Genomic DNA, 11,771 nt, shown 5'->3' on the forward strand with positions numbered 1-11,771 from the left:
GATCCCATCAAAGACAGCGTCGTCAGTGCTCAAGCGAGTCATCCGCCAAGAGCCACAACCATCATCACTGTGCTCAAGGTGTCTGCCGGCCCGCGGTCTCGGCTCCCGGGGGATGTCTGGCGCGTTGGTCGGAAAGAAGTCGTCGCTGGACCCGAAAACCGACCAACGCAAGACTCGAGCATCACGCGCCTCAGCCACAGCCCGTCAGCCCACTGGCGACGTGGAGCCGTGGTCGCCGGGCCTCGCCAACCAGCCCAGCCAGCTGCGTGGCCCGGCGTGTGGTTTCTGTCGGCCGCCTGTGGCGGTCGAGTCCGGGGGTTCAGGCGCGAAAGGACTCGGCCGGGGGCGTTCGCTGTGGCTGATCGCGGCTTCCGGCCGACTACAAAGACAGCATGGGTGGGCGACGCGGTGGCTGAGGTGGATGGTGCGGTTGGTGACCGCGGCTGCAGGTTGCTTGGGGTTGCCGGGTTGTGGTTGCCGTGCGGGACAAGGCCGGCTGACCCGTTCCCGCTCCCACCGAGTAGTCCTCATCACTCGCGACCGGCCAACGGCTGCCTAGCCTCTTCATCGCACACGCATCAGCCGCCGTAACGTCCGATGATCCGGAGACCAGGCCAGGAGATCAGGTCTGCGGGTTCTTCGGACGTTGTGGCAGCGAGCTTGCGGGATGCTGCACCGGCGGGCCGTGAGTAACCGGGGTTGGGGGCTCGCCCTTCTAGTCCTGACCTTCCGTGATGACGCGGTGGGTGCCGGTCGGGTTGACGTGGAAGACGAAGCCGTGGGGTGTGGTCCATTCGAGGGTGGTGGGGTTGATGCGGCGGACGTTCCAGCCGCGTGCGTGGGTTTTCACTCGGTGGGCGTAGCGGCCGAGTGGGGCGAGGTTGGTGGTACAGGTTTGGCCTGGTGGTCCGAGTGGGTCGTAGGGCTCGAGGTGGTCCAGGTCGATGCTGTGGTTGGTTTCGCGGGTGCCGTAGGGGAACAGCTCGACCGGGTGGGTGAGTTTGACGCGTTCCCGGATGCGTTCGGTGGCTTCGTAGCAGTTGACTGAGACTGCGTGGTTGAGGTCGATGACCGGCTTGACGGTGTAGGGGCTGTATCCGATCAGCTCGCTCAGCTGGGTTGCCAGTAGGGGGCCGATTTCTTCGGCGCGCAGCACGCCGTCGCCGGATGCGAGTGTGTGGTCGGTGAGGTGGACGTAGATCTCGGTCTTCCCGGGGCGTGCGGGAGTGCCTGGGCGCGTGGGGGTGTCTGGGGGCTGGATGGAGGCTAGTCGGGCGTAGGCGTCGTGTTTGATCTGCGCGAGTCGGCTGGCGAGCGCGCGTTGTGCTGCTGCGTCCATGGGCTCGCCGTCGTCGGGTTCGTGGTCTGTGCCTGCGGGGAAGGGTTCCGCGAGGTGGCCGGTCCGGCGGTCTGTGTGGTCGAGCGGATCGGGCTGGTCGCTGCTGCTCGGGTGTGGTGCGTCTCGATCTGCTTCGTCGTCCAGTCCAGGCTCGTCCGGTCCAGGCTCGTCACCACTCACCCATCCATCGCCCCCGGGAGCGTCCGGCGTCGCGGCGCTTTGAACTGCAGCACGGGAGGCACCGGTGTCCGCTGGCGGGTTCGTGGTGGGTTCAGTCGCGTCCGGTACCGGTGATTCCGCAGCGGAGGTGTCGGCGGTGGAGTCGCCGGGAGCGGGCGTGGCGTCGTGCGGTGCCGGGGAGGGGGTGGGGTGGTGGTGGGCTTGGGTGAGGAGTTCTTGGGCGAAGATCGGGTCGGCGATGATGCCGACTGATTCGGCGCGGCGGATCTGGGTTGGGCGGGTGTCGCCGAGGGTTTGCTGGGCGTCGCTGAGGGCGTGGATGGTGGCGTCGAAGCGGGTGGCCGCACCCGAGGAGGTGCGGATGTAGATGGTTTTGGTGCCGTGTTCGTCGGAGCGGCCGATGAACACGCCGCGTTCGCGGACCTTCGCGGCGGCCTCGGCGCGGGCTCCTTCGGGGTCGATGTGCATCTTGGCTGCTTTGACGATCTTGTCCAGGCGGTACGGGGTGATCGTGTCGATCAGGGCGGCGACCCGCTGGTCGACGTAGCGGGCGGCTTCCTCGGACAGATCTACGCAGTCGCGGACGAGGCGGCAGGCCTTCCACGGAGTTGCGTCGCCGGACAGGACCCGCGCCCAGGTGAACGGGAACCGGTGCCGCAACGCCAACGCGTCGCCGATGATCTTGGCGCCGATCCGGTGCGAGACGCCGAGCACGGCCGCGTACTCGGCGATCGCGAACTCGGCGATCTCCGGGCAGCCCTCACCACCGAGGACCACGGCACGTTCGCGACCGCCGCAGGAGCGGCGGCCGGGGCGTGGGGTGCAGGCGTCGGGGTGGAAACGGTCGGCGTAGACCTGGGCATGTTCGAGCACCCGGGCATCGGCCCGGTTTGCGATGGCGCGGTGCTCGGCGGACGACTCCAGTAGGTCGGCCGTCGAGAGCAACGTCAGATCATCATCGAACATGTGTTCTAGTTTAGGCAGTCAAAGCAGCACACGCAAATCGCCGCAGAGTCAGAATCCCTTGTCCACAAGGGAAAACATCACACCTGCATCAACCGCGAATCCGTGTAGACCGGGCCTCAGGATGCGCGCAGTACGGCGAGCAGGTGCTCTTGTGCGGCGGTTGTCGCCGGAGTGCTGTCGGTACGGGTTGTGACGTAGAGGGTGTTGAGGGGTGGGACTTCGGGGGTGGTCAGGGGAACTAGCGTGCCGTTGGTTAGGTGGGGGTGGCAGAGGTAGGTGGGGAGGACGGTTAGGCCTGCGCCGGCGAGGGTGGTGGTGAGGGCGCCGCGGAGGTCGGGGACTACCAGGTCTGGGGTTCGGGTCAGGCGGGTGTTGAAGACGGTTCGCCAGTAGCGGCGGAGGATGGGGGCCTCTTCGGCGTACGCGATGAGGGGGATGGCGCGGAGTTGGTCGGGGGTGGTGACTGGTGACGCTGGTGCCCAGTTTGGTGCGGCTACGAGGGTGAAGGTTTCGTCGTAGCAGGGGGTTGCGCGGAGGCCGGCTCGGCGGGGGCGGGTGGAGCTGATGACCAGGTCGAGGCTGCGGTCTTGGAGGCGGTCCAGGAGGTCGTCGGGGAGACCGAAGGTGGTGCGGACTTGGAGGCCGCTGGCTATGCGTGGGGCCAGGGCTGGGAGGACCTGGTGGCAGAGGAAGTCTGATGGGCCGCCTAGGTGCAGGGTGGTTGGAGCCGGGTGGTCTAGTTCGTTGCTCAGGAGAGATTGGAGTACGTCGACCGGTTCCGCGATGCGGCGGGCTAGTTCGTTGCCGGCGCTGGTGGGGCGGACGCCGCGGGGGAGGCGGTCGAAGAGTGGGCGGCCGAGGTTGCGTTCGAGGGTTTTCAGTTGGGCGGTGACTGTTGGTTGGGACAGGCCGAGGGTCTGGGCGCCGCCGGTGATCGATCCGGCTCGGTGGACGGCGAGGAAGGTCCGGAGAAGATCGAGTGACATATCAGGAATCTTATGCCTCGACCCAGGTGGACCTATTGGATTCCGATAGCACCACCGACGCATGATGGAGGCATGACACGCGTACTGATTGCTTTGACCAGCCACTCCGAGCTCGGCGACACCGGGCGGAAGACCGGCTTCTATGTTTCCGAGGCCGCTGAGCCGTGGGCGGTGTTCACCGAGGCCGGCTATGAGGTGGGCCTGGTTTCCGTCGCGGGTGGGCGGCCGCCGGTTGACGGGCTTGACGAGAACGACCCGGTTCAGCAGAAGTTCCTCGCTGCTGTGGACCTCGAGCACACTCCGGTCGCCGCCGAGCTGGACGCGACGGCGTACGACGCGATCTTCTTCGCCGGTGGGCACGGGACGATGTGGGACTTCCCCAGCGCCGATGATCTCCTGAAGCTGGCTGCCGACATCTACGAGCGCGGCGGTGTGGTTGCGGCCGTCTGCCACGGGCCGTCGGCGCTGGTGAACCTCAAACTGTCCGACGGCGCGTACCTGATCGACGGCAAGAACGTGGCCGGCTTCACCAACGCCGAGGAGGCGGCCGTCGGCCTGACCGACGTCGTACCGTTCCTGCTCGCCGACGAGCTCACCGCGCGCGGCGCGATCCACCACCCGGCGGACAACTTCGCCGTACAGACTGTGGCCGACGGTCGGCTCGTCACCGGCCAGAACCCACAGTCCGCCCAGCTGACCGCCGAGACAACCGTGAAGGCCCTAGCTGGATAGCGGCCACAGCGGGTTGCGGCCGAGGCGCGCGACGATTTGGTCGAGGCGACCCGGCCCCGACCAGTCGACCTCCGGACCGAATGGCGCACCCGGGTCGAGCCGGCCGGGGCCCTGCGGAACCATCTGCGTGACGGCCCACGCCGTGACCAGGACGTCCTGGGTGAAGTCGACGGTGGTGCCGAGCGACTTGGCCAGATCCCAGCTGTGGACCACGTAGTCGATGAAGTGGAAGCTGACCGCCTGGTGCCCGGGCGCTTTCACGTCCGGACCGAACTCTGGCAGCGCGAAGATTCGCTCGGTCACGCCGTCCTCCGCGAACGCCTCCAGGACGTGCTCGGCGGACTCGATGTAGGCCTGCGCGGGATCGTCGCCGAGGTCGCGCAGCTTCCAGAGGTCGGGGTCGGACTCGCCGCGGGAGGCGGCGGCGAATCCGTAGTGCTGCGTGGTCATGTGCGCGAGCAGGCCGTAGACCGTCCAGGCTCGGCAGGGTGTCGGTCGGTTGAGGTCGGCGTCGGTGACGCCGGCGGCGACCTCGATGCTGGCGTTGACGGCCTGGCGGTCGAGGAAGACGAAATCGATAGTAGGCATGTGTAGATCATAGGCACCTGCATATGATTGCGCCAGTGTTATCTTTTCGGGCATGGAAGAGCGCCCCGATCTGGCCGCGCTGCTGTACCCGCTGGTGCGGGTGCTGATCGCCGCCGAGACGCCGATCCTCGCCGCTCACGACCTCTCGATGTGGGGTTACTCGGTGCTGACCGCGCTCGACGAGACTCCGGTCCGCACCCAGGCGGCGCTGGCTGAGGCGATCGGCGCGGACAAGTCGCGGATCATCGGGACACTCGACGAGCTGCAAGCCGCCGACCTGATCGAGCGCTCGCCGGATCCCGACGACCGCCGCGTCCGGTTGCTGTCCATCACGGCCAAGGGGCGCCGCGTACGTCGTACTGTCCGCAAAAGCATCCGGGCCTACGAGGACGAGCTGCTCGGCACGCTGCCGGCGGCCGACCGGACCGCGTTTTTGCGGTCGTTGCGGGCATTACAGCAGTAGACCGTTTCAGTGCAACCGATTCGGCGTGTGACGTAAAGGTCACTTTCGGTTGAACCAGATGAGCCGGGGATCCGTTCGCATGGGCAAGTCCCCAAACCGCCCCTTGAGGAGTGAGGCTCTCATGCAGGTACTGGAGCGTTATCAGTCGCAGGTGATCGGTGTCTTCAGGATCGTGGTCGGATTCCTGTTCGCCACCCACGGTGCTGCGTCGTTGTTCGGTGTCCTCGGATCCAAGCAGGCCGAGGCGTTCGTGTGGCCGTCGTGGTGGGCCGCCGTGATCCAGATGGTCGGCGGCGCGCTGGTGGCGATCGGGTTCGGCACCCGGTACGCCGCACTGCTGTGTTCCGGGTCGATGGCGTTCGCCTACTTCACGGTTCACCAGGTGGATGCTTTGCTGCCCGTGCAGAATGGTGGCGAGAAAGCGGCGCTGTTCTGCTTCGCCTTTCTGCTGATCGCATTCCTCGGGAACGGCGCCTGGGCGCTGGAGCGGGGGACCGCGGCCACGCAGCGGCAGACGGCAGCCGTCGCGACCGAGTGAGCGTTTAGCCCATGCCCGACAGAGCAGGAGCCCCGATGGCCGACGACCGGGCCGCGATGCTGCGCGAGCTGCACGATGTGCACGCTCCCGCACTGTGGCGGTTCGTGGTGCGGCTGACCGGCGACGACCGACTGGCCGAGGACGTCGTCCAGGAAACCCTGCTCCGGGCATGGCGAAGGCCGCAGATCCTGACCGAGGACGAAGCGGGGGCCCGGGCCTGGCTGTTCACGGTGGCGCGCAATCTCGTCATCGACGACCGGCGCAGTGCCCGGGTCAACCGCGAGGTGGCCAGCGGCGACCTGCCGGAAAAGCCCAGTACGGATCACGCGAACGCCGTACTGGATGCCTGGCTGGTGGCCGAGTCGCTGGCCCAGTTGTCGGAGGAGCATCGGCAGGTGATCGTCCGTGCGTACTACGGGCGCCGGACGGTCACCGATATCGCCGAGGAGCTGGACATTCCGTCGGGCACCGTGAAGTCGCGGCTGCACTACGGGTTGCGGGCGATGAAGCTCGCGCTGCAGGAGAAGGGGGTGACAAGCCAGTGAGTGACAAGTACCGGGAGTGGGACGCGGCGTACCTGCTGGGTGCGCTGGCCGCGTCCGAGCGCCGGGAGTACGAGGAGCATCTGACCACCTGTGCCGAGTGTTCGGCCGCGGTGGCGTCGCTGACCGCCGTACCGGCCGCGTTGGCTGCGTTGCCGAGTGAGCAGGCGATGGTGTCGGTCTCGATCAGTACGCCGAACCTGCTGCCGGGGCTGGCTCGCAGGGTCGACGAGGATCGCAAGCGCCGACGGTTCCGCGTGGGTGGGTTGGTCGCGGCCGTGGCGGCGGTGTCGATCGGGATCGGCGCGGTGCTCGCGGTCCCCCTGGTTCAGGACGAGCCGCAGGGCGACTACGTCGTACTCGCGCAGACCGTGGAGAGCAAGCTGTCCGCAGACGCCCGGCTGGTGCCGGAGCGCTGGGGGACGACCATCGAGATCAGCTGCCGGTACGACGAACTTGCGACCCCGAGTGAGCGCGCCCGGGGATACGAGCTGTACCTGACCGATGCGTCGGGGAAGGCGCAGTTGCTGGCGACCTGGACCTCCTCGCCCGGTACGACGGTGAAGCCGGCCGCAACCACGAAGTTGAAGCGGAACGAGATCCGCGGGCTGGACATCCGCAGTTCGGAGAGCGGCCGCATCCTGCTCGCTGTCCACTTTTGAGCGAATGCGTGCATAACGCATCACTCTGCGGGCACCTGGGGGGCACGAGCCGCCGGTCGCGCGCGAGGCCGACGACCCAGGCCCCGGTGTTCAGGGATGAGTGCACCGGGGCCGCCCTCTGCCCTGATCCGGAGAACGTCCGGAAGAAATTTCCCTGATTCGTGTAACACTCGCGCCGTCACCAGCGATACACCGTGTGTAACGCCACTGAGGATCCCGTCCCAGGTCAACCGCCCGAAGGGCCTGGGACGGGGTTCTCGTCCGCCGCTAGGCGCCCCGGCCCGGCGTTACAGCAGAAAGCCCCCGGTTGACTCGCATCCCGGGGGCTTTCTCATGTGCTGCTTGGCCCTCCTACGAGGCCTGCTCATTCGGCGCGGGCGGCGCGGCCAGCGCGATCCGGTCCGCCGGCAGGCGTTCCGTCCGCTCCAGGCCCTCGTCGTCCTCGTACTGCACCAGACCGGTCCATCCCGATTCCTCATGCTCGCGGCCGATCAACCAGCCGCGACGCCACTGGCCGTCCGCGAGGACGACCACGTGACCAGGCAGAGGGAGACGGGACACCAGGTCGGCACCGGGTTCGAACTCACTCATGGCCGTAGAATAAGCGCTTTTCGCGGCTACCGCCTCTCGAAGCGTGTCTTCTCACAACCTTCTCAGACAAGTTTCAAGCGATCGATCTCTTCGTCGCTGAGCAGAACATCCAGTCCTGCAAGGACTTCCGGCAGGTCATCAGCCGGTACGGCGCGCGTCGTCGACCGACCATCGGCGTACTCGGTGGTGAGCTCGGAACCGACCAGCCGCCGTACGACGCCGTCCGCGACCCGCATCACCACCGGGCGGCCGGTGAACGGCGAGTTGGGATGCGTGGAAACGTAGTGGTGATAGACCTCGTAGTCGATCGGGCGCACCGGCTCGTCGTTCGACGCGTGCTGCGGAATCCAGCCCTCGCTTGTCTGCTTCGCCAGTGTCCACACATCGCCGTCGCGCGTCAGTTGATGATCCCAACCGCCTTGGTCGATGACGATGCCGTCCTTGAGTGGTGTCGGATACAGCTGGCCGGCGCCGAATCCCACATCGGCAAGGAATTCCTGGCCGTCCACGCCGACTTTGAGGAGGGCGTGGGTTCGCGGTCCCGCCTTGTGCGGTTGGACTCTCGCGACCCGACGACTGACCTCGAAGCCGAGTCGCTCAAGCGCCGCCCCGAACAGCAGTGCGTGCTCATAGCAGTAGCCGCCGCGCTGCCGTCGTACCAGCTTGTTCTGAACGGCTTCCAGCGCGATGCCGGGATGGGTGCCGAGGATGACGTCGATGTTCTCGAACGGGATCTTGAGCACGTGTGCGCGATGGAGGCTGTTCAGACTCTCGGTGGACGGGGTGACGTGCGGATGGCCGATCCGGTCGAGATAGGCGGGCAGGTCGAGAGTCTCGATGTTCCACATGGCGATTACCTCAACACTTCAACATCACTTGAGGTCAAGCTCGGTGAACAGGGTGAGCTGGATGCCGCCGGGGGTCTCCAGGCGAGCGTTCAGTGAGTCCCACGGCGTCCTCGTCGGCTCAGCGATCACTGTTGCTCCTGCCTGCGCAAGCGTTTGGGTCATCGCCGCCGCATCGTCGACCTCGAACGCGACCCGGTACTTCCCGGCGACCCGGCGGCCGACCTCGACGCGATCGATGAAGTCGGCCTGCGCCGGATCGGCGATCTCGAGTGTCGCGCGCTCGACCTCGAGGATCATCACCCGCCCGTCCTCCGACTCGTACGATTCCCGCTCGGGCAGGCCGAGCACGTCGCGGTAGAACGTCACCGCCTCGTCGTAGTCGTCCGCCGTAACCACCAACCGCAGCTCTTTGACTCCCATGCAGCCAGTATCTACAGGCGAGAGACCTGATAGTGCGCGATCAAGCCCTTATTGAGTAGGACGCTGAGGTTGACGGTGATCGTTGGTCGGTCGGTGAAGCTGAAATCCACTCTCAGATAGAGGAGTTGTAGACCGTCGGCGAGGTTGCGGGTCTCCAGTACGTCGTACTTCGCGGTCAGGCCGAGCGGTTGCGAGTCGTAGTACTCGGCCACGGCGTCGCGGCCGACGCCGTACGGGTGGAGGCCTTGGAAGATCGCGTCCTCGGTGAAGAGTTCGGCGATGGCCTTCGGGTCGTGGGCGGCGATGCCTGCTGCCCACTGGTCAAGTGTTGTGTTCATGTCAGTGACCCGCCTGCTGGCCGCCGTCGACGTGCAGGATCTCGCCGGTGACGAACTTCGCACTCTCCAAGTAGGTGACCGCGTCGACGATCTCCTCGATCTCGCCGAGCCGGCCGACCGGGTGCAGGGCCGCGAGGAACTCGTGCGTCTCCTCGGGATGCATCGGGGTCCGGATGACGCCGGGGGAGACAGCGTTGAAGCGGATGTTGCGCGCGGCGTATTCGATGGCCAGCGAGCGGGTGACCGAGTTGAGGCCGCCCTTCGTGAGTGCGGCGAGCGCGGCCGGGACTTCGCTGAGTGCGTGCTCGGCGAAGGTCGTGGTGATGTTGACGACGTGCCCGCCTGTCTCGGTCTCGAGCATGGCGGTGACGGCCCGGCGGGTGGTCTCGAAGAAGCCGCGGAGGTTGATGCCGCTGACCTGATCGAACTCCTCGTCGGTGTACTCGGTGAACGGCTTGGCGACGAAGATGCCGGCATTGTTGACCAGCGCGTCGATCCGGCCGAAGGCGTCCAGGCCCTGCTCAATCACTCGAGTGCCGACGCCGGTCTCGGCGATGTCGCCGGGGATGGCCAGGATGAACGGGTCGTCGGAGCGGGTGATCGACCGGGAGTTCGCGACGACGGCGTACCCGAGCTTGCGGTACGCCGTGACCAGGCCGGCCCCGATGCCCTGGGAGGCTCCGGTGATCACGGCGACTTTCTGGGTGGTCATGGTTCCTGCTTTCTGGTTGAGGTAATTCGATAGTTGTCGAACCTTGTGAGCTTTTCCACGACCGGTTTGCTCCCAGCTGGGAGGCTGCGCCTACTACTGTTCGGAGGGTGGAGCTTCGGCAGTTGCGGTACTTCGTGGCGGTCGCCGAGGAACTGAACTTCGGGCGGGCCGCGGCGCGGTTGCACATCGCCGGTCCGTCGCTGTCGCAGCAGATCAAGTCGCTCGAGCGGGATCTCGGGGTCCGGTTGTTCGAACGCGATCGGCGGACGGTCACGCTGACCGCGTTCGGCGAGACGTTGCTGCCGCGGACGCGGGCGCTACTCGAGCAGGCCGACGACTTACGCCGTACGGCGCGTGGGTTCGCGGCGAGTGAGCCGGTGCGGCTGGGCTACGTGAGCTGGCGGCCGGCGGATCTCGAGGAGCGGGTCTCCGGGGTCGCGCGGTTGCGGGTCGACGCGTGGGTGATGCCGTCGCACAAGCAGGCAGCGCGGGTCGCGGACGGGAGCCTCGACCTGGCGATCACTTGGGTACGCGCGACCGACCTCGCCGAGCAACAACTAACCGGTTGGTTGCTTGGCGTCGACCGCCTGTACGCCGTCTCGATCGGCGACGAGTCGCCCGTCGCGGCTCGCGACACGGTGGTGCTCGTCGACGCCGACGCGGAGACCTGGGCCTCGTGGAACATCTACGCGCTCGAGTACGCCCGCTCGGTCGGCGCATGGGTCGAGCGGATCGACGACCACGGGATCACCGGGGCGGCGTTCTACGACCATGTACGGCGGCTGGGGCGGCCGGTGCTGAGTTCGCCGAAACGGGATGCGACGCCGTTGCCCAGTGGGTTCACTCGGCGGCTGGTGGTTGATCCGGTACCACTGTGGACCTGGGCGTTGGTGTCGCGCTCTTCCGAGTCCGATCCCGCCGTACTGGCGGCAGTGGAGGCGTTGACGCGGGATGTGGTGGTGGAGCTCGGGCCCTCGCCGTACTGGCTGCCTGGCGACGACCCGTTTCGGCCGGGGGCTTTGACCTACCAGCCGTGAGCTTGGGCGGTGGCTGGGGTTAGTCGGTAGCCGGTGTTCTCGGAGAACTCGGCTGAGAGGGCGAAGCGGTCGCCGCGGACGATGGTGTGACGCCACTCGACTGGGCGGTTCTGAGCGGTGCCTTGTCTGATGATCGAGAAGACCGCGGCCTCGGCTGGGCAGTGCAGCAACGCGCGCTCGGCCGGCGCTGGCATCACTGCGCGGATGTCCTCGCGGCCGTGGTCCAGGCGGAGGCCGGTGCGCTCGGCGAGCTCGTTGTACAGGCTGGTGTGGGTGAAGTCCGCGTCCAGCAGCGGTTCCGCCATCGCTGCGGGCAGCCAGACTCGGTCCAGCGCGAGCGGCTCGTCACCGGCGTACCGGAGGCGTTCCAGGTAGAGCAGGGGGATGGACGCCTCGAGCTCGAGGCGGGCGGCGATGACGCCGTCGGCGCGGATGTCGAGGGCGCGGACCACGCTGTGCTGCGCAAGGCCCGAGGCCTCCACGGACGAGAACAGGCTGTAGAGCGCGCCCATCGGCTGCCGGATCTCCGGGACTGTCGCGACCCTGGGCTGGCGGCCGCGCTCCGCCACGATCAGGCCATCGGCCCGCAGCTGGCCGAGCGCCTGGCGGACGGTGTGGCGGCTGACCGCGTACTGCTCGACCAGCGCCAGCTCGCCGGGGAACGCGGCATCGAACGCGCCGGACTGCAGCCGCCGGATCAGGTCGGCCTGCAGTTGTTTCCACAACGGCTCCCCGCCGGAGCGGTCAAGCGCGGTCATCCTTCGAGCCTCCGGTTTGCCAAATGTCCGGTCATCTCTTAGCTTAAATGTACGTACATCTTCGCGAGGAG

15 protein-coding genes are annotated in these 11,771 nt (G+C 67.1%); 6 read left to right on the forward strand and 9 right to left on the reverse strand.

The features are described from left to right. Positions 1–715 precede the first annotated feature (715 nt). Together ABD231_RS29975 and ABD231_RS29980 are read right to left on the reverse strand one after the other, a co-directional pair. Positions 716–2,485, reverse strand: coding sequence for a hypothetical protein (locus ABD231_RS29975; protein ID WP_344159173.1), 1,770 nt, complete (start codon positions 2,483–2,485; stop codon positions 716–718). Positions 2,486–2,601: 116 nt separating this feature from the next. Beyond that, positions 2,602–3,471 carry a LysR family transcriptional regulator gene (locus ABD231_RS29980; RefSeq protein WP_344159176.1) on the reverse strand — a complete coding sequence of 290 codons (870 nt, stop codon included), beginning with the start codon at positions 3,469–3,471 and terminating at the stop codon, positions 2,602–2,604. A gap of 72 nt (positions 3,472–3,543) precedes the next feature. On the opposite strand from ABD231_RS29980, the gene ABD231_RS29985 reads away from it, so the two are divergent. After that, positions 3,544–4,203 (forward strand): type 1 glutamine amidotransferase domain-containing protein, encoded by a 660-nt coding sequence (locus tag ABD231_RS29985; RefSeq protein ID WP_344159179.1) that lies wholly within the window; start codon positions 3,544–3,546, stop codon positions 4,201–4,203. Here ABD231_RS29985 and ABD231_RS29990 read toward each other — a convergent pair. Beyond that, the gene (locus ABD231_RS29990) at positions 4,192–4,791 is read right to left on the reverse strand and encodes a TIGR03086 family metal-binding protein (protein WP_344159182.1); all 600 of its coding nucleotides are present in this window, start codon (positions 4,789–4,791) and stop codon (positions 4,192–4,194) included. The genes ABD231_RS29985 and ABD231_RS29990 overlap by 12 nt on opposite strands. A gap of 52 nt (positions 4,792–4,843) precedes the next feature. Between ABD231_RS29990 and ABD231_RS29995 the strand changes: the two genes are divergently transcribed. The 4 genes from ABD231_RS29995 (at position 4,844) to ABD231_RS30010 (ending at position 6,996) form a co-directional block, all read left to right on the forward strand. Next, the gene (locus tag ABD231_RS29995; protein WP_344159185.1) at positions 4,844–5,254 is read left to right on the forward strand and encodes a MarR family winged helix-turn-helix transcriptional regulator; all 411 of its coding nucleotides are present in this window, start codon (positions 4,844–4,846) and stop codon (positions 5,252–5,254) included. Between the two features lie 121 nt (positions 5,255–5,375). Further along, entirely contained in the window at positions 5,376–5,792 is a 417-nt protein-coding gene (locus tag ABD231_RS30000; RefSeq protein WP_344159188.1) for a DoxX family protein, read from the forward strand. A gap of 35 nt (positions 5,793–5,827) precedes the next feature. Next, a complete protein-coding gene (locus tag ABD231_RS30005; protein WP_344159191.1) occupies positions 5,828–6,337 on the forward strand; it encodes a sigma-70 family RNA polymerase sigma factor in 510 nt (169 codons plus the stop codon). Next, positions 6,334–6,996, forward strand: a complete 663-nt coding sequence (locus ABD231_RS30010; protein ID WP_344159194.1) for a zf-HC2 domain-containing protein — start codon at positions 6,334–6,336, stop codon at positions 6,994–6,996. Before ABD231_RS30005 ends, ABD231_RS30010 begins: the two co-directional genes overlap by 4 nt. Before the next feature lie 351 nt (positions 6,997–7,347). Here the strand turns inward: ABD231_RS30010 and ABD231_RS30015 are convergent, their stop codons facing one another. The 5 genes from ABD231_RS30015 to ABD231_RS30035 form a co-directional block, all read right to left on the reverse strand. After that, positions 7,348–7,587 (reverse strand): hypothetical protein, encoded by a 240-nt coding sequence (locus ABD231_RS30015; protein ID WP_344159197.1) that lies wholly within the window; start codon positions 7,585–7,587, stop codon positions 7,348–7,350. Between the two features lie 62 nt (positions 7,588–7,649). After that, positions 7,650–8,435 carry an arylamine N-acetyltransferase family protein gene (locus tag ABD231_RS30020; RefSeq protein ID WP_344159200.1) on the reverse strand — a complete coding sequence of 262 codons (786 nt, stop codon included), beginning with the start codon at positions 8,433–8,435 and terminating at the stop codon, positions 7,650–7,652. 24 nt (positions 8,436–8,459) lie between these two features. Then, complete coding sequence (locus ABD231_RS30025) at positions 8,460–8,855, reverse strand: VOC family protein (protein WP_344159203.1); 396 nt, start codon at positions 8,853–8,855, stop codon at positions 8,460–8,462. A gap of 11 nt (positions 8,856–8,866) precedes the next feature. Further along, positions 8,867–9,193 (reverse strand): DUF4440 domain-containing protein, encoded by a 327-nt coding sequence (locus ABD231_RS30030; protein ID WP_344159206.1) that lies wholly within the window; start codon positions 9,191–9,193, stop codon positions 8,867–8,869. A 1-nt stretch (position 9,194) separates the two neighbouring features. After that, positions 9,195–9,905, reverse strand: a complete 711-nt coding sequence (locus ABD231_RS30035) for an SDR family NAD(P)-dependent oxidoreductase (protein WP_344159208.1) — start codon at positions 9,903–9,905, stop codon at positions 9,195–9,197. A 107-nt stretch (positions 9,906–10,012) separates the two neighbouring features. On the opposite strand from ABD231_RS30035, the gene ABD231_RS30040 reads away from it, so the two are divergent. Beyond that, entirely contained in the window at positions 10,013–10,942 is a 930-nt protein-coding gene (locus ABD231_RS30040) for a LysR family transcriptional regulator (RefSeq protein ID WP_344159210.1), read from the forward strand. On the opposite strand, the gene ABD231_RS30045 is transcribed toward ABD231_RS30040, so the two are convergent. Further along, on the reverse strand, positions 10,930–11,700 hold the full coding sequence (locus tag ABD231_RS30045) for a GntR family transcriptional regulator (RefSeq protein WP_344159213.1): 771 nt from the start codon (positions 11,698–11,700) through the stop codon (positions 10,930–10,932). The two genes, ABD231_RS30040 and ABD231_RS30045, sit on opposite strands and share 13 nt — an antisense overlap. Positions 11,701–11,771 lie beyond the last annotated feature (71 nt).

The sequence above is a fragment of the Kribbella yunnanensis genome, from assembly GCF_039529655.1.
Classification (GTDB): Bacteria; Actinomycetota; Actinomycetes; order Propionibacteriales; family Kribbellaceae; genus Kribbella; species Kribbella yunnanensis.

Bases quoted from the DNA above. Each gene is read 5' to 3' on its own strand.
- ABD231_RS29990 (WP_344159182.1), bottom strand. From the start codon at position 4,791: ATGCCTACTATCGATTTCGTCTTCCTCGACCGCCAGGCCGTCAACGCC.
- ABD231_RS30005 (WP_344159191.1), top strand. From the start codon at position 5,828: ATGGCCGACGACCGGGCCGCGATGCTGCGCGAGCTGCACGATGTGCAC.
- ABD231_RS29985 (WP_344159179.1), top strand. From the start codon at position 3,544: ATGACACGCGTACTGATTGCTTTGACCAGCCACTCCGAGCTCGGCGAC.
- ABD231_RS30020 (WP_344159200.1), bottom strand. From the start codon at position 8,435: ATGTGGAACATCGAGACTCTCGACCTGCCCGCCTATCTCGACCGGATC.
- ABD231_RS29995 (WP_344159185.1), top strand. From the start codon at position 4,844: ATGGAAGAGCGCCCCGATCTGGCCGCGCTGCTGTACCCGCTGGTGCGG.
- ABD231_RS29975 (WP_344159173.1), bottom strand. From the start codon at position 2,485: ATGTTCGATGATGATCTGACGTTGCTCTCGACGGCCGACCTACTGGAG.
- ABD231_RS30035 (WP_344159208.1), bottom strand. From the start codon at position 9,905: ATGACCACCCAGAAAGTCGCCGTGATCACCGGAGCCTCCCAGGGCATC.
- ABD231_RS30030 (WP_344159206.1), bottom strand. From the start codon at position 9,193: ATGAACACAACACTTGACCAGTGGGCAGCAGGCATCGCCGCCCACGAC.
- ABD231_RS30025 (WP_344159203.1), bottom strand. From the start codon at position 8,855: ATGGGAGTCAAAGAGCTGCGGTTGGTGGTTACGGCGGACGACTACGAC.
- ABD231_RS30000 (WP_344159188.1), top strand. From the start codon at position 5,376: ATGCAGGTACTGGAGCGTTATCAGTCGCAGGTGATCGGTGTCTTCAGG.
- ABD231_RS29980 (WP_344159176.1), bottom strand. From the start codon at position 3,471: ATGTCACTCGATCTTCTCCGGACCTTCCTCGCCGTCCACCGAGCCGGA.
- ABD231_RS30045 (WP_344159213.1), bottom strand. From the start codon at position 11,700: ATGACCGCGCTTGACCGCTCCGGCGGGGAGCCGTTGTGGAAACAACTG.
- ABD231_RS30015 (WP_344159197.1), bottom strand. From the start codon at position 7,587: ATGAGTGAGTTCGAACCCGGTGCCGACCTGGTGTCCCGTCTCCCTCTG.